Origin of the sequence: Phreatobacter oligotrophus (assembly GCF_003046185.1) — a bacterium.
Taxonomy (GTDB): Bacteria; Pseudomonadota; Alphaproteobacteria; order Rhizobiales; family Phreatobacteraceae; genus Phreatobacter; species Phreatobacter oligotrophus.
Map to the genome: position 1 here is coordinate 568,058 of NZ_PZZL01000001.1, position 14,283 is coordinate 582,340.

Annotated in this window: 19 protein-coding genes; 12 read left to right on the forward strand and 7 right to left on the reverse strand. The window is 69.7% G+C overall.

Annotated features, from left to right (window positions below):
• Window positions 1-20: 20 nt before the first annotated feature.
• Genes C8P69_RS02850 through C8P69_RS24395 form a run of 12 tightly spaced genes read left to right on the forward strand, consistent with a single transcriptional unit; the run spans window position 21 to window position 11,553 of the window.
• Window positions 21-437, forward strand: coding sequence for a phage tail fiber protein (locus C8P69_RS02850; protein ID WP_108174338.1), 417 nt, complete (start codon window positions 21-23; stop codon window positions 435-437).
• Window positions 437-886 carry a hypothetical protein gene (locus C8P69_RS02855; RefSeq protein ID WP_108174339.1) on the forward strand — a complete coding sequence of 150 codons (450 nt, stop codon included), beginning with the start codon at window positions 437-439 and terminating at the stop codon, window positions 884-886. The genes C8P69_RS02850 and C8P69_RS02855 overlap by 1 nt, the downstream gene beginning before the upstream one ends.
• A complete protein-coding gene (locus C8P69_RS02860) occupies window positions 883-1,170 on the forward strand; it encodes a phage fiber-tail adaptor protein (protein ID WP_108174340.1) in 288 nt (95 codons plus the stop codon). Before C8P69_RS02855 ends, C8P69_RS02860 begins: the two co-directional genes overlap by 4 nt.
• 2 nt (window positions 1,171-1,172) lie before the next feature.
• On the forward strand, window positions 1,173-3,044 hold the full coding sequence (locus C8P69_RS02865) for a pyocin knob domain-containing protein (RefSeq protein WP_108174341.1): 1,872 nt from the start codon (window positions 1,173-1,175) through the stop codon (window positions 3,042-3,044).
• Window positions 3,044-3,505, forward strand: a complete 462-nt coding sequence (locus C8P69_RS02870) for a DUF4376 domain-containing protein (protein WP_108174342.1) — start codon at window positions 3,044-3,046, stop codon at window positions 3,503-3,505. The genes C8P69_RS02865 and C8P69_RS02870 overlap by 1 nt, the downstream gene beginning before the upstream one ends.
• Window positions 3,506-3,509: 4 nt before the next feature.
• Window positions 3,510-5,246, forward strand: coding sequence for a hypothetical protein (locus C8P69_RS02875; protein ID WP_108174343.1), 1,737 nt, complete (start codon window positions 3,510-3,512; stop codon window positions 5,244-5,246).
• Window positions 5,243-5,503 (forward strand): hypothetical protein, encoded by a 261-nt coding sequence (locus tag C8P69_RS02880; RefSeq protein ID WP_108174344.1) that lies wholly within the window; start codon window positions 5,243-5,245, stop codon window positions 5,501-5,503. The genes C8P69_RS02875 and C8P69_RS02880 overlap by 4 nt, the downstream gene beginning before the upstream one ends.
• A complete protein-coding gene (locus tag C8P69_RS02885; RefSeq protein WP_108174345.1) occupies window positions 5,496-5,819 on the forward strand; it encodes a PDDEXK family nuclease in 324 nt (107 codons plus the stop codon). The genes C8P69_RS02880 and C8P69_RS02885 overlap by 8 nt, the downstream gene beginning before the upstream one ends.
• Window positions 5,816-6,274 carry a GNAT family N-acetyltransferase gene (locus C8P69_RS02890; RefSeq protein WP_108174346.1) on the forward strand — a complete coding sequence of 153 codons (459 nt, stop codon included), beginning with the start codon at window positions 5,816-5,818 and terminating at the stop codon, window positions 6,272-6,274. The genes C8P69_RS02885 and C8P69_RS02890 overlap by 4 nt, the downstream gene beginning before the upstream one ends.
• Before the next feature lie 31 nt (window positions 6,275-6,305).
• Window positions 6,306-7,634, forward strand: a complete 1,329-nt coding sequence (locus C8P69_RS02895; RefSeq protein WP_108174347.1) for a tail fiber domain-containing protein — start codon at window positions 6,306-6,308, stop codon at window positions 7,632-7,634.
• Window positions 7,634-8,965 carry a hypothetical protein gene (locus C8P69_RS02900; RefSeq protein WP_108174348.1) on the forward strand — a complete coding sequence of 444 codons (1,332 nt, stop codon included), beginning with the start codon at window positions 7,634-7,636 and terminating at the stop codon, window positions 8,963-8,965. The genes C8P69_RS02895 and C8P69_RS02900 overlap by 1 nt, the downstream gene beginning before the upstream one ends.
• The gene (locus tag C8P69_RS24395) at window positions 8,866-11,553 is read left to right on the forward strand and encodes a hypothetical protein (protein ID WP_146167276.1); all 2,688 of its coding nucleotides are present in this window, start codon (window positions 8,866-8,868) and stop codon (window positions 11,551-11,553) included. Before C8P69_RS02900 ends, C8P69_RS24395 begins: the two co-directional genes overlap by 100 nt.
• A gap of 6 nt (window positions 11,554-11,559) precedes the next feature.
• Here C8P69_RS24395 and C8P69_RS02910 read toward each other — a convergent pair whose 3' ends face one another.
• The 7 genes from C8P69_RS02910 to C8P69_RS02940 form a co-directional block, all read right to left on the reverse strand.
• Window positions 11,560-12,006 carry a hypothetical protein gene (locus tag C8P69_RS02910; RefSeq protein WP_108174350.1) on the reverse strand — a complete coding sequence of 149 codons (447 nt, stop codon included), beginning with the start codon at window positions 12,004-12,006 and terminating at the stop codon, window positions 11,560-11,562.
• A 193-nt stretch (window positions 12,007-12,199) separates the two neighbouring features.
• Window positions 12,200-12,451 carry a hypothetical protein gene (locus C8P69_RS02915; RefSeq protein ID WP_108174351.1) on the reverse strand — a complete coding sequence of 84 codons (252 nt, stop codon included), beginning with the start codon at window positions 12,449-12,451 and terminating at the stop codon, window positions 12,200-12,202.
• The gene (locus C8P69_RS02920) at window positions 12,448-12,810 is read right to left on the reverse strand and encodes a hypothetical protein (RefSeq protein ID WP_108174352.1); all 363 of its coding nucleotides are present in this window, start codon (window positions 12,808-12,810) and stop codon (window positions 12,448-12,450) included. Before C8P69_RS02920 ends, C8P69_RS02915 begins: the two co-directional genes overlap by 4 nt.
• Window positions 12,800-13,513, reverse strand: a complete 714-nt coding sequence (locus C8P69_RS02925) for a hypothetical protein (RefSeq protein WP_108174353.1) — start codon at window positions 13,511-13,513, stop codon at window positions 12,800-12,802. Before C8P69_RS02925 ends, C8P69_RS02920 begins: the two co-directional genes overlap by 11 nt.
• Window positions 13,510-13,710, reverse strand: a complete 201-nt coding sequence (locus tag C8P69_RS02930; RefSeq protein ID WP_108174354.1) for a hypothetical protein — start codon at window positions 13,708-13,710, stop codon at window positions 13,510-13,512. Before C8P69_RS02930 ends, C8P69_RS02925 begins: the two co-directional genes overlap by 4 nt.
• Window positions 13,707-13,982, reverse strand: coding sequence for a hypothetical protein (locus C8P69_RS02935; RefSeq protein ID WP_108174355.1), 276 nt, complete (start codon window positions 13,980-13,982; stop codon window positions 13,707-13,709). Before C8P69_RS02935 ends, C8P69_RS02930 begins: the two co-directional genes overlap by 4 nt.
• Window positions 13,979-14,200, reverse strand: a complete 222-nt coding sequence (locus tag C8P69_RS02940) for a hypothetical protein (protein ID WP_108174356.1) — start codon at window positions 14,198-14,200, stop codon at window positions 13,979-13,981. Before C8P69_RS02940 ends, C8P69_RS02935 begins: the two co-directional genes overlap by 4 nt.
• Window positions 14,201-14,283: the final 83 nt, after the last annotated feature.

The following is a 14,283-nucleotide window of genomic DNA, read 5'->3' on the forward strand; positions in this document are numbered from 1 at the left end:
TCCCTGACCGGGAGAGCTCCGTGCCCGCCTCCACCTACGCCGGCAACAAGATCCTCGACCTGCTGTTCCGCGGCGTCGCCTTCACGGCGCCGTCGCGCGTCTGGATCTCCCTCCACACCGCAGATCCAGGGCTCACCGGCGCTAACGAGGTGACGGTCGGCAACTGGCCGGCCTATGCCCGGCAGGATCCCGCCCAGGCCGGCGCGGTCGGCACCGGCTTCACCGCGGCCACCGCCAAGGCGATCGAGAACGCCCTGCAGGTGCTGTTCCCGGCCAACAACGGCGCTTCGGCCGTCGTCGTGACCCACTTCGCCATTTGGGACGCGCCGAGCGCCGGCAACTGCCTGTTCTCCGGCGCGCTCACCGCCTCCAAGACCATCGCCGTCACGGATGAGCTTGTCATCCGGATCGGCGAGCTTGACCTCACGGTGACCTGATGTCGCGCGGGGCGGTCAACGGCGACGTCCTCAACGCCTTCGTGCTCAACGGAGGCTCGGTCACGCACGAGATGAGCGCGACCGCGACGATGGCCGTCGACACCGTCGCCCGCTTCTCGCAGCGCCATTCCATGCGCAGCGCTTCCACCATGACCGCAGGGCAGGTGGCGCTGTTCCGCCGCCGACAGGGCATCTCCTCCGTCTCCACCCTCGCCGCCGGCAATGTCGCGCTGTTCCGCCGCCGGCAGGGCATGTCCTCGGCCAGCGATCTCGTCCTCGCCACCGTCGCAGCCGCCACCAGACGCGCGCAGTTCACGGCGGCCGGCACCATCACGATCGCCGGCGCCGGCTCGCTGTTCTGGCGCTACCGGCAGCGGGCGCCCCGCGAGCGCGTGCTGGTGGTCCCGCTCGAGCAGACGTCCCGCCAGTTCACATCGAGGGGCCCATGAGCGCGCTGACCGTCAACGTCGCCAAGGATCCAGCCGACCGGCTCGACTACGACGTCGATTTCGGTGCGCGCTGGCTGCCGACCGGCGACGTCATCCAGTCCGCCACGGCCACCATCACCGGATCCACGGCCACCGCCGATCAGGTCGATGTCTCGTCCGATGCCGTGAAGGTGTGGATCTCCGGCGGCGTGACCGGTGACACCGCCATCGTCACGGTGCGCGCGGTGACCGCGCAGGGCCGCACCAAAGAGATCTCCTTTCGCCTCCGGATCCGGGAGTCCTGATCGTGGCACCTGTCTTCAAAAACAACGCGACCTCGACCCTCGCGACCTCGATCACCACCGGCTCCACCACCATCACGGTGCAGTCCGGCGACGCGGCGCTGTTCCCCAGCCCGACCGGTGGCGATTGGGCGCCGATCACCGTCGTGGACGGCTCCGGCAACATCGAGGTGATGCGGTGCACGGCGCGCAGCGGCGCCAACCTCACGGTGACCCGCGCCCAGGAGGGCACCACCGCCAAGGCGTTCTCGTCCGGCGCCCGCGTCGATCACCGCCTCACCGCCGGCGCCCTGTCCGATATCCTCACCATCCTTGCCGCCAAGCTCGATGCCAGCGGCTTCAATGCGGCGGCCGTGCTCGCGCTTCTGCTGACAGTGGACGGCACCGGATCCGGCCTCGATGCCGATCTCCTCGACGCGCAGAGCGCGGCCTACTACCTCGATCTCGCCAACGCCACGGGCACCATCCCCGAGGGTGGGCTTCCGACCCGCCTCCGCGCCACTGGCGCCGCGGTGAACGACTGGAATACCGCCACGGCCACCGGCTTCTACGCCTCAAACCGCGGCACACCCGAGAACGTCCAGAACACCCCCGATGGTGCGGCCGGCACCGATTATTGGGTGGGCTGGACCATCCAGTCCGCCATAAACGCGAATTTCGCGGTGCAAACCGTCCAGGCGCTGTCCGCAGTGGGCACCAATACCAAGATCTTCCGGCGCCACCTCAACTCCGGCACGTGGGGCGCATGGTATCGGGCCGAGCTGTCGCAGACCGAGCAGGATGCGCGCTACTTCCAGCAGCAGATCATCAGCGCGGCGAACCCCAACATCAATGCGCTGACCAACCCGGGCTCCTACTATCTCGCGGCCACGCCGACGAACGGCCCGGCCGGTGTCGATGTCTCCTATTTCTCGCTCGCAGTTTTCGGCGGCGGCAACACCCGCACGCAGATCCTGTCCTCGTACACCACCAGCCGCACCTTCATCCGCGGCGGCTCGGAAACCGGAGGCGTGTGGACGTGGGAAGCCTGGCGCGAGATGCTCCACTCGGCCAACCTGAACGGCATCAAGGGCCTCCGCAGCTCGACTGCGGGCGTTACCGCCGCCGCTGCCGATACCAATCAGGCGTGGCTGCCGTTCTCGGCGGATCACACGATCACGATCCCCGCCGCGGCGAGCCACCCCGCCGGCACGGTGCTCGGCCCGTTCAAGGTCCTCGATGCCGTCACGGTGACGTTCCAGCGGTCCTCTACCGACGTCTTCCGCGTCCATAGCGGGCTCGGCTCGCCGACGTCGTTCACGATGTCCCAAGGCCAGCAGTGCTACCTCGTCTCCAACGGCATCGGCACTTGGGAGGTGTTCTACCTCTCCGACACCGCGCTCCTCGCCGAGGTGTCGTTCAGCGCGGCCTCGTCGCTCACGATCACCCTGCCCAAGGGCTTCCGGCGCTTCCGTTTGACGACTCGCGCGATCATGTCGGCTGCCGCCGCGCTGGTCATGCGGACCTCGACGGACGGCGGCGCGACGTGGGCAACCGGCGCCTCCGACTACAGCTACGATTGGCTCTACAAGTCGAATGGCTCCGCGGTCGGGACCGGTTGGACCAACAACAGCTTCTGCGAACTGATGGGTGTGATCGGCACCACCGCCGACCAGCGGGTGTGGAACGAGCTCGACATCTACGACGCCCGTGATGCCACCGTTCGCACGTTCTTCCGGTCCCGCAGCACCGCCTACTACACCGCAGCGAACGCCGCTCCCGTCGGCTTCCTCACGGCCGGCGGCGCCCGAAACAACAACGAGGCGAACAACGCCATCCAGATCTATCCGGGGTCCGGCACCATCTCCGGCCACTACAAGCTTGAGGGCATCGTCTGATGAGCACCGACACCACCCCCTGCAGGTATGTCGATGGCGTGCGTGTCCCGCTTTCGCCTGCCGAGTTGGCCGCATTCGACGCGGAGCGCGCCCCGCGTCCGCCGACGGCCGCCCAGCTGCGAGCCGCAGCAGCCGATGCGCGGTGGCGCCGCGAAACCGGCGGCATCACCGTCAGCGGGATCTCGGTGCACACTGATGATCGCTCGAAGATGATGATCATGGGCGCCCGCATCCAGGCGGTCGCCGATCCCGGCTTCGTCACGCAGTGGAAGGGCGCCGACGGCCAGTTCATCGCGCTCGATGCCGCGACGATCACGGCGCTGTCGGCCGCGGTGCTCGCCCATGTCGATGCCTGCTTCGCTCGAGAGGGCGAGGTGCTGGCGGCGATCGATGCGGGCACCGTCACCACGCTTGCGGCAATCGAGCAGGCGTTCGCCGACGTCACCGCGCCGTGGGGTTAATGCCATGAAGGTCGGGATCACCGGTTTCTCGGGCGAGCAGCCACGCGTGCTGCCGACAATGCTGCCCGATGCCGGCGCCCGCGAGGCTTGGGACGTCCGCCTTGACGATGGCGGCCTGACGCCGACACGGCGCTCGCGCCTCGTCGCCACCGTCACGGCCAACCACCGCACGATCTACCGCCACAACGGCACCTGGCTGTCGCGTGCCGGCGATGTCCACTTCGCCCCCGGTCCGGTGGCGCAGGACCGGCTCTACTACACCGGCGACGGCGCCCCGAAGATGCAGGTGGCCGGCGTCGTCTATCCGCTGGCCCTGCCGCCGCCCGCCGCGGCGCTCACCGCTTCCGCCACCGGCAGCGGTACCGGCGAGGTGTTCACGCGCCTCTACGTCTATACGTGGGTGACCTCGTTCGGCGAGGAGAGCGAACCGTGCCCGGTCAGCAATGAGCTGCTGTGGCAGTCCGGCAAGACCGTCACCCTCACCGGCTTCGCCAGCGCCCCCGCCGGCCGCGGGATCACCAAGCAGCGGATCTATCGAAGCCAGACCGGCAAGGTCGGCACCTATCTCTACCTCATCGCCGAGCGGAACGCCTCGAACAGCGATTTCACGGACACGGTCCCGGTCGACACCTTCGGCGAGAGCCTGCCCAGCGCTGACTGGAACGCACCGCCCGATGGACTGACCGGCCTTGTCTCCATGGCGAACGGCATGATGGCGGCGTTCACCGGCCGCGACGTATATTTCTGCGAGCCGTGGCGGCCGCATGCCTGGCCGGAAAAGTACGTCCTGACGGTGGACTATCCCGTGGTCGCGCTGGCCGCGATCGACACCACGCTCCTCATCATGACCGAGGGCCAGCCCTACGTCGCCCAGGGGACGCATCCCAGCACGATGGCGCAGAAGCGCATCGAGCTGAACCTGCCCTGCATCAACGCCCGGGGCGTCGTGAACCTCGGCTTCGCCGTCTGCTATCCCAGCCATGACGGCCTCGTGTCGATGTCGGCCGGCGGGACGCCCTCGCTCGTCACCGGCAACCTCTTCCGCAAGGACGACTGGCAGGCCCTGTCCCCGCAGACCGCCATCGGATCCCAGCTCGGCCAGCGCTACATGATGTTCTACGACACGATGGTGGGGACGCGGCGCAATGCCGGCGCCTTCGCCATCGACCTGTCCGGAACGGCCTTCCTCGTCCGCCACACCATCACCGCCGGCGCCGCTTGGTACGACCTGCGGAACAGCGCGCTCTACTACTGCGCCCCCGGATCCGGCGAGGTGCAGGAGCTTCACCCGACCGAGGGATCGCCCAACGTGCTGTCGTGGTCGAGCAAGGAGTTCCTCCTGCCGGCGCCGCACAACTTCGGCGTCATCCTTGTGGATTCGCTTGCAGCCCTCACGGCCGCCGACCAGGCGGCGCTCGATGCCGATCGCGCCGCGGTGCTGGCGCAGCTGGCAGCGGCCATTCCGATCAGTGACCTCGGAGCGCCGATCAACGCCAAGCCCATCGGAGAGCTTCTCGTCGGCGGCGACGTGTTCTCCGTCTCGCTGGCAGCGATCTCCGGCCCCGAATTCGAGGCCATCGTCATTGCCGATGGTGAGCCGAAATTCTCGATCCGCCATCTCGACCGGCCGGTGCGGCTGCCGGCCGGCTTCAAGGCGCGGTCATGGGAGATCGCCGTGCGCAGCAACGTCTCGGTGAAGCAGATCACGCTCGCCACCAGCATGGCGGATCTCACCTCATGACCATGACGCCCGAGCTGATGCAGGAACGTCTCGCCACGCTCGACGGGCGGCGCCCGCGCGCCATCGCAGAGGCCGCCGTCCGCCTGCAGGATCTCGACGGGCTCATGCGCATGTCGACCAGGCTGCAATCGGTCGCGGCGGCCGGCTCGACGCCGACCAAGGCCGAGTTCGACGCGCTGCAGAAGGACGTCGCCGAGATCCAGCGCCGCCTCGTCGCGCTCATCGAGGCGATACAGGCGCGCCTCATCAATGCGTGAGAGCGAGATCCAGCGCGCCGTGATCGCGCACTGGAAGGCCCTCGGGTTGCCTGACACGCTGGTGGCCGCCATCCCCAACCAGAATGCCCATGGCCAGTACGGCTTGAAGCGTGGCCTTCCCGACCTCATCTGCATCGGCCCGCGGGGCGTCGGCTTCATCGAATTGAAGAGGGACAAGGGCAGACCAACCGCTGATCAGTTGGAGATCAAGACCCTTTGCCTCACAAGAGGGGTGGACCACGCGATCACCTATGGCCGCGAGGAACCGATCCGCGTCCTTGAGGAGTGGGGACTGGTGCGCAGGAGCCAGCGGTGACCTCCGAGCTTGTCTATCACGACAATGACCGCCTCCTCGCGTGGGCGGTCGATCGCATGGGCTATCCCGGGTTCCGCTTCCGCCAGGACGCGCACGCGATCGGGCGACAGACCGACGGCGAGATCCGGGGCGTCGTCATCTTCGACACGTGGAGCGACGGCGACTGCCTCATCCACGTGGTGTCCGACGGCTCGCGCCGATGGTTCACCCGCGAGTTCTGCGTGCACGCCATGGCCTACCCGTTCCTGCAGGTCGGAAACCGGCGGATCACCGCGCTCGTCAGCGAGCACAATGACCCGTCGCTGGCGATGTGCCGGCATTTCGGGTTCGCCCAGGAGGGCCGCCTGCGCCGCGCCGGGCCGGCCGGAGAGGACATGATCCTGTTCGGACTCCTCCGCGAAGACTGCCGTTGGCTCAAACCGCGTGCCCGCGCTATAGTGCGGCACGCAGCGTAGGACGCGCTCGTCACACGACGAGAGGCGTCCCATGGGCAAGAGCGCTCCCAGCGCGCCGGCACCGGATCCGAATATCGGCCGTGCCGCGGTGATGCAGGCCGAAACCGGCGAAAAGTGGCTGGACTTCTCGAAGGAGGCCTTCGCCACCTCGACGCAGCGCCAGGGCGAGCTCGACGCCCTCACCAAGGACATCAGCAATCGGCAGATGGTCCTGGCCGAGGACAACCAGAACCTCGCCCGGCAGGTCACCGAGCAGCAGCTGGCGCTTGGCGAGGAGCAGGCCGGTTATGCCCGCGACGATCGGCGCCGCTATGAGCAGGTGTTCCGGCCCGTCGAGGACAAGTTCATCAAGCAGGCGACCGAGTACGACTCGCCGGAGCGACAGGCGGCCATGGCCGCCGAGGCTCGCGCCGATGTCGTCAGCTCGACCGCCCAGCAGCGCGAGGCCGCCCAGCGCGAAGCCGCGTCCATGGGCGTCAACCCGAATTCCGGCCGCTTCGGCGGCCTGAATCGCGCCGCCGACATGGGCACCGCGCTCGCCGCCGCAGGTGCGCAGAACACGGCCCGCGAGCGGGTGCGCGCCACCGGCCTTGCCCTGACGGCCGACGTCGCCAATCTCGGCCGCGGCCTGCCGGCGCAGTCGTCGGCCGCCGCCGCCCTCGGGCTGCAGGGCATCACCGCTGGTGCCGGCACTGCAGGTGCGGCGGCGCAGACCTCCATCAACACGATGGGCATGGGCGTCGGCAACGCCCAGCAGAACCAGAGCCTGTTCAACTCCTCGACCGGCATCATGTCGAGCGGCTTCCAGGGCGCGATGCGCGGCTATGCCGGCATGGGCGACACCCTCAACCGCCAGTACGCGACGCAGGTGGACGCGTGGAAGGCCTCGCAGATGATGGCCGCGCAGTCCGCCTCGGGCTTCGGTGCCGCCATCGGCGGGCTCGCCGGCCTGTTCATGTCCGACGAGGAGGTGAAGACCGACAAGCGGCCGCTGCCGCCCGGGATGGCACTCGAAGCCGTCCGGGAGGCGCCGTCCGAGTCCTGGCGCTACAAGCCCGGCGTCGCCGACGAAGGCGAGCACATCGGCCCCTATGCGCAGGACATGCAGCGCGCCACCGGCAAGGGCGACGGCAAGACCATCAAGGTGCAGGACATGCTCGGGCTGCACCATGCGGCAATCGCGGATCTCGACCGCAAGATCGACGCCATCGCCGATGCGGTCGGCGCCGAGCCGACCCCCGACAACGTCGAGAGCATGCGCGGGCGCGACATGCCGCCGGAGCGGCGCCGTCGTGAGCCGGCCGTCGGGATCATCATCGCCGCGCCCCGCCGTGGCGCCGAGCAGCGGGAGGCCGCCTGATGTCCTTTGGTCTTGGGATTGGGAGCTTCGTGCAGGGCCTGCGCTCCGGCATGGAGGCACGCGAAGCGGCGGATGACCGCAGGGAGCGGCGTCTCGACCGGCAGGAGGCGCGTGACGCCCGCGCGCAGGAGCGTGCCAACACCGAGGAGCTGGCCGCCATCGGTCGCCAGGCGAACGATGAGATCGCCGCCGGCGGCAACCGCGAGGAGGTGGAGGCTCGCTACTGGCGCCAGATTCAGGACGGCTATGCCCGCCAAGGCCAGCCGGAGAAGGCGCGCCAGTTCCAGCAGTGGGTGCAGAGCGACGAGGCCCGCCGCGGCATCGCCCATTTCCAGAACGGCATGGTCATGTTCGAGATGGCCCGCAAGCCCGATGGATCCTACGACCCGCAGCTGATGGCCCGCGGCCTGCAGCAGCTCGAACGCGCGCAGGCCATCACCGCCTACGGTGGCGATCGCCAGTTCCGGTTCCGGCCGATCGTGGAGGGCGAGGGCGAGAACGAGCGCACCATCGGCTACCGGATGCAGTTCCAAGGCGAGGACGGCAAGACCATCGAGCGCGATGTCGCGCCCGGTGACATTCCGCGCGCCGCGGCGATGTTCTTCAATCCGCAGGCCGCGTTCGAGGATCGCCGGAAGCAGGACGAGGCGCGCGCCAAGCAGCAGGAGACGCAGCGCTCGACCGAGCGCAGCGAGTGGCAGGCGGCCGAGGAGCAGGTGCGCAAGGAGTACGAGGAGCGCCGCACCGACGTCACCCGCCGCGACACGACCCCGATGCGGCCGTGGGCGGATCTCGACCAGGGCGAGCGCGACCAGCTGGTGCAGAACCGTGCGCAGTCCCGCGTGCCCCCGACCCAGCGCAGCGCCTCGCCCGGGCTTGCCGGCGCCGGTGCGGCACCGCGCGCCCGCGTCGCCTTCGATAACGTCACCGGCCAGGCTGCCGGCCCGCCGGCCGGACCATCGGCGCAGGACGTCGCGACCCGCGAGGCCGCCTATGGTGGATCCCCGCGTCCGGCGCCGCGCCCGATCGCGCCCTCGGTACCGGCTCCGGCCCCGGGCCCGGGATCCACGGCCGCATCGCCCGTCGCCGAGGCCATGCGCCCCGGTCCGGTGACGCGCGAAGAGGAGCAGCGCGACGCCATCCGCGCCGGCGCCGAACGTGCCATCGCCGCGGGCGAAAGCCCCGACAACGTTGCCCGCGGGCTCGAGAGAGCCGGTATCCCCGTCGACGCGTGGCCGGAATCGCTGCGCGCCGGGATCATGCGGCGCCAGCAGATCAGCCCCCCCAACGCCCGCGCGCCCGGCCTGCAGATCTACGGAGCACCGCGATGACATTCTGGCACGGCTTCGCCGGCGGCCTGCAGCTCGGCTCCGCTGCCCGCGATCGGTGGGACGAGCGCGGCGGCCTTGCCGGGATCTTCGGTAGTGGCAGCGATGGCGCCCAGGCGGCCGACAAGCCGATGTCCGATGTCTCCGCCGCCTCGACCGAAGGCGGATCGCCGGCATCGCCGAACGGCCCGAGCAGCAGCAGCGCAACCAACTGGCCCAGCGACCTCAACGCGGCGGCGCAAAGCATCCGCACGATCGAGAGCGGCTCCGCCGAGGGGAATTATTCGGCGCTTGGGCCCGTCACCAACCGCGGCGACCGTGCTTATGGCGCCTATCAGGTCATGGGCGAGAACATTCCCTCGTGGACCGAGCGCCACTACGGCCAGCGTCTGACCCCGCAGCAGTTCCTCGAAAACCGCGAGGCGCAGGATGCGGTGTTCCGCGGTCAGTTCGGCCAATACATGGGCAGGTACGGCGCCGAAGGTGCCTCGCGCGCATGGTTCGCCGGCGAGGGCGGGATGAACCGCATGGCCCGCCAGGACGTCAACGGCACGTCGGTCAGCGGCTACAACAGCCGTTTCGGGCAGCTCTACACCGGCTTCCTCAATGGTGGCCGCAGCAGCGGGAATCGCCAATTCACCAGCAGCTCCGAAGCCGGCGACCTGCCGGAGCCGATCCGCGTCGAGCCCGGCGCCCTGCAGATCCCGTCGATCTTCGACAATCAGGTCCCGGCCGATGCCGGCCAGCAGATCCAGCAGAACCCCGAGATCGAGGGCCTTGTCTCGTCGGCACGTCGCAACGCTCCCGGCCTCGCCATCACCGAGCCGGCCGCCGGCGGCGTCGATGCGGCGGTCCGTGGCGCCATGCCCAACTACGTGTTCCGCCGCACGCCGGGCGCCGGCCCCGGCAATACCGCCGACGCCATGGCCGCCGCCGGTCCCGAGGGCTACGGCCGCGGCCGGGCCGGCGTCGCCGGTGGCGGCCGTGCCGCCGCCTCGGACAATCTGCAGCCTCCTCTTCGTGCTGGCGAAGCGGCCCCCGTCGCGTCCTCGGAGATCTATCGCGACGATGCGCCCCCGATGCCGGTCCGTGTCGAGAACGCGGCGATCGATCCGGCCGCCGCCGCCCGCGGTGGCGTCGCGCCCGGCGGCCGTGCCAGCGCTTCTGCCGATAACCAGCCGCCGCTGCGCGCCGGCGAGGCCGGTCCGGTCGGCTCGCCCGAGATCTACCGCGACGATCGCCCGCCGACCGAGCCCCGCGTCGAGAACGGCGACCTTGAGGCGCGTGCCTATGCCAGCGGCGGCGTCAGCCAGGGCGGCCGTGGCGCGACCTCCGCCGTGCGTCCGGCCCCGGGCCTTGGCCTTCAGGCTCGCGCGGTGGCACCGCGCGCATTGAGGGCAGGGGAGGTGGACTCGGCGACGGATCCGCAGATGGCGCCCAGCCCGACCGGGACCGGTACCGCTACCGGAACGGCATCCGGTGCGGCCGGTGGTCGTGCCAGCGTCTCGGTGGAGGTGCCCAACGCGCCGCGCGAGGCGCCGGTGCCGCAACCCCGTCCGGATCCGGCCGCCGAGCCGGCTCCCGCACAGGCAGCGCCGACCCGATCCGCCCGGCGTCGCGCCGCGGCACCGTCGGAAGGCAGCAATTCCGCCGCTCCGGCAAACCCGCCGGCGCCCCAGCCGCGCCCGCAGCAGGCCGCCGCGGCGAACGGTGGCCGCAGCGATCTTTCCGAGCGCGATCGCCTGATGCTGCTTCGCGACCGCGAAAGCCTTGCCCCCGGCGAAGAGGATCGCCTGCGCGGCGGGCTTCCGGCCGGATCGTTCAGCATGCCGAGCGCGGGATCGTTCAGCATGCCGGGCCTTAGCAACCTGTTCGGCAGTCGCCGCCCGGCGCGGCCCGCTCCGGCCCCGCGCGCTGCGGAAAAGCCCGTGGGAGGTGCGGCCGCGCCTCGCCCCGCCGCTGCCGCGGCCCCCGAGGCAGCTCCCGCCACCACCGGATCCACGCCGCCCAGCGGGGAGCAGACCCACGAGCAGGCTTACGAGACGCCCGCCGCGCCTCCGCCCGCTGCCCCGACCAGCGCCCCCGCACCGGCTGCCGCCGCGCCGCGGTCCTACGGCTCACCCGGCGAGATGATTGCCGCCCAGCGGCCGGCTCGCGACGTCGTCGCCGATATGTGGGCCAACCGCCGTGAGTATGACGAGAACCGGCGGCAGGTCAGCGGTCCGCCCCCGGCACCCGCAGGCCAGCAGGCACCAACCGCCAGCGCGCCGGCGCCGGCGCGAGAGGCCTCGTCCGAACAGCCGGCCGCCCAGGTGCCTTTCCCGCAGCCGCGCAACGATCAGGAGCGGTTCGCCAATGTCCGCACATCGGCGCAGACCGAGCTTGACCGCGGGGCGTCGCCGCAGCGCGTTGCCGAGCGCCTCGCCCGCCAAGGCGTGCCCATGGCGGAATGGCCGCCGGCGCTGCGAGCGATGATGGAGCGGCGCAATCCCGATGCGCCGTCCCCGATGGTTCAGGATCAGCCTAGCGCGGCTCCAACCGTGGCGCCGCTGCCGCCGCGGCGGCCCGCCCCAGGACTCGCTATGCGGTGACGCTATTCAGGGAGCGCTTGCGGCATAGACTGCCGCGGCGCGGCGCAAGTCGCCCAAGGTAAGGGCGTGGTGGGTGACACGGCCGAAGGTCACCAGCACCTTCGTGTCGTCGGGATAGTCCTCAGCGCCCTCGCCGGCTATGTCCGCGAAGAGGGCAAGGGCGGCCTCGGTGGCTTTGGCACGCTTCTCCCATTGTGAAGCGGCTAACGCTTGCTCGCAGATGCGACGAAGACGGTCGGCCTCGCTATCCGGCAAGGCAACGGCCACATCGCGAATGTCCATCGACCGCACATCATTGGCCCGCGCCGTCGCAAGGGCACCGTCGGCTTCTGCGAGACGCTCGGTCAGCGTCGCGATGGTCGCCTCAAGGCTCTCGATCACGATGCCGCGCCGATCCATTTCCGCGGCGATCTCCTCGATGGTAGCGGGCCGCGTCGACGTGTTGATGGTCATGGTGCCACTTTCGCAATCGTTAGGATGTCTTGTTGCTCGCCAGTGGCCTCCCGCCACCGCTGTTGTAGCTTCTGGCGTAGCGGCTCCCAAAGGTGTGTCGGGAACGGCCCATGGCGCTCACGGTCGTACAGGCCCTTGGCAGCGAGGCTGACAAGCGCGTCTTCATAATGTGGGCGCAGGTTCTCGACCGTGCTCACAGGATGCTCCTCTTGGTACGCGGGCCGTACTCGGCCTCCATCAGCGCCAGGTCGCGGCGCGCGTCGGTCAGGACATAGAGCCCGTGCCCATCGGTTGAGATCTTCACGTCCACGATGCGCTCGCGCATTCGGCCCCCGTTGTGCATGGCCATGATCGGGCACGGCACCTCTTCGTAGCCCTGCCGGACGAGAGCCCGCCGCTGCCGACGGGCAGCCAGCATCGCGCGGGTAAATGCGGTCATCTTCATGCGGCATCCCCCTTGGCGGCCGGCTCGAATTCTCCGCACCAGTCGGCCTTGTGCGTCTCTGGAAAGCGGCTGGCGACCGTCAGGAAGTCGACCGTCCGGCCGTGGGAGCCAGCCGCGCCCGGCAACACCTCGGGCGCGCGCCTCCGGCACTCGCCCGCATTCGACAGCTTGTCGCGCCAGAACCGGCACCGCTCGCAGGCCGGCGTGCGCTCCCGCGCCTCGCGGATCTCGAACCGTCCGTTCGCCAGCTGCACCTCCTCAAGCCCGCGCTGGCAGGTCTTGGACAGGCCGCAGATGGGGCACGACCGCGGCCAGCCGCCGCCGGCCCTTTTCTGCGCGAGGCGGCATTCACCTGACATTGCGCATCGCCTCCTCGATCTTGCGGGCAGCCTCGACCAGGCTGACATGCACGTCGGCGAGCCGCGCGCGGCGCAACGTGTGTGTCGGCGTCTCCCGCATGAGGGCGAGGCATCGCTCGCCGATCTCGCGGAGCTTGGCGACGTCATCCGTGCGGAGCTGGTGCTGTAAAGAGCTGGCGACGCCGCCATCGCCCCACATTTCCCGCATCGAGCGGGTAGTGGTCTTGCCGTCACCCTCCACGACGATCACGCCGGTGCCCGCGGTCACAGCCTCCCGCAGCGCCACCTTCAATGGATCCCGTCGCCCCAGCCCGTCGCGGATCTCGTCCATGAACCGGCCCGGATCCGCGAAGCCCTCTTCGTAGCGCTCACAGATGGCGTGCAGCAGGTCGATGGTGCTGCGCTGCGCCTTGAGGACCCGCCGGATCCCGTCGGTGCGCTTCTCCCCGCCCAGCACGCCGTATTCTTCGCCGATGGCCTGCAGGTCATTCAGCATTTCATCGACCATCGCCGTCAGCACGGGCCCGTTCGGCAGATTGCGCACGGGATAGCCGGTCACGACGAGCTCACCGGCCCCGAGCGGCTTCACGATGCTCGCTGCCTCGGCGCTGTCACTGGCGATCACGACCACGTCGAATGGGGCGGTGAACGATCCGGTGCGCGGCCTCCACTGGCAGAGGAAGGCCTGCTTGTTGTCGGTCATCTTGGTTCTCGCTCGATGGTGCGCAGCGCGTCTCGCAGCGCGCGGAGGCGGATGGAACAGGCCAGGGCCTCGATGCTCTCGCCGGCCCTGTCGTGCTTGCTCATGCCGTGGCGATCTCGCCTGGACCGATGGTCATGCAGCCAGCCCTCGGTTTCGGCGATGAGGGCGCGGATCCCGGCCGCAGGGTCAGCGGTCATGAGGTGATCCCCGCCGCGCGCTCTATCGCTGCAGCCTTGAGCCGGTCCCAGATGCGGCGGTCGATGTCGTAGAGCCTGAACAGCCGCACCCCGCTCGCCCGGTCGATCATGCGGAGGATCCGCGAACGCCGGCGGCGAAGACTGGCCGGCGTTGCCCTGTAGTGCTCGGCGCAGATCCACTCCCTGATGGAGGAGATCGGCACGCGGTCACCCTTCCGCGGCCCGCGCGTTCGCCGGCAGAAGGGGACGCAGCACCCGATCCGGCCGGTCATGCCGATTTCTCATCTCGCGGCATCAGCACCGGGTGAGAGACGATCTCCCAGCGGTAGGGCATCGGACAGGGTGAGTTCTCGATCGAGCGATCAAGCGCCTCTACCGGCGTCTTTGCCACGACGTAGAAGGTCACCGCGTGGCCTTCGTGAAGCTGGTGCGTCACTACAAAAAGCCTCGGGGCGCCGGTCCAGTCGGGCACATCAAAGCCGTCAGACATTAGGCGCTTCTCCCTTCTCGACCGCATAGCCGGCCGACTGCAGCTGTCCCTCGATGCAGCGGCGGATTGCCTCCGGCCGCGTG

Coding starts and splice junctions, on each gene's coding strand:
- C8P69_RS02855 (WP_108174339.1), top strand. CDS start 437: ATGTCGCGCGGGGCGGTCAACGGCGACGTCCTCAACGCCTTCGTGCTC.
- C8P69_RS02860 (WP_108174340.1), top strand. CDS start 883: ATGAGCGCGCTGACCGTCAACGTCGCCAAGGATCCAGCCGACCGGCTC.
- C8P69_RS02870 (WP_108174342.1), top strand. CDS start 3,044: ATGAGCACCGACACCACCCCCTGCAGGTATGTCGATGGCGTGCGTGTC.
- C8P69_RS02875 (WP_108174343.1), top strand. CDS start 3,510: ATGAAGGTCGGGATCACCGGTTTCTCGGGCGAGCAGCCACGCGTGCTG.
- C8P69_RS02880 (WP_108174344.1), top strand. CDS start 5,243: ATGACCATGACGCCCGAGCTGATGCAGGAACGTCTCGCCACGCTCGAC.
- C8P69_RS02885 (WP_108174345.1), top strand. CDS start 5,496: ATGCGTGAGAGCGAGATCCAGCGCGCCGTGATCGCGCACTGGAAGGCC.
- C8P69_RS02895 (WP_108174347.1), top strand. CDS start 6,306: ATGGGCAAGAGCGCTCCCAGCGCGCCGGCACCGGATCCGAATATCGGC.
- C8P69_RS02900 (WP_108174348.1), top strand. CDS start 7,634: ATGTCCTTTGGTCTTGGGATTGGGAGCTTCGTGCAGGGCCTGCGCTCC.
- C8P69_RS02910 (WP_108174350.1), bottom strand. CDS start 12,006: ATGACCATCAACACGTCGACGCGGCCCGCTACCATCGAGGAGATCGCC.
- C8P69_RS02915 (WP_108174351.1), bottom strand. CDS start 12,451: ATGAAGATGACCGCATTTACCCGCGCGATGCTGGCTGCCCGTCGGCAG.
- C8P69_RS02920 (WP_108174352.1), bottom strand. CDS start 12,810: ATGTCAGGTGAATGCCGCCTCGCGCAGAAAAGGGCCGGCGGCGGCTGG.
- C8P69_RS02925 (WP_108174353.1), bottom strand. CDS start 13,513: ATGACCGACAACAAGCAGGCCTTCCTCTGCCAGTGGAGGCCGCGCACC.
- C8P69_RS02930 (WP_108174354.1), bottom strand. CDS start 13,710: ATGACCGCTGACCCTGCGGCCGGGATCCGCGCCCTCATCGCCGAAACC.
- C8P69_RS02935 (WP_108174355.1), bottom strand. CDS start 13,982: ATGACCGGCCGGATCGGGTGCTGCGTCCCCTTCTGCCGGCGAACGCGC.
- C8P69_RS02940 (WP_108174356.1), bottom strand. CDS start 14,200: ATGTCTGACGGCTTTGATGTGCCCGACTGGACCGGCGCCCCGAGGCTT.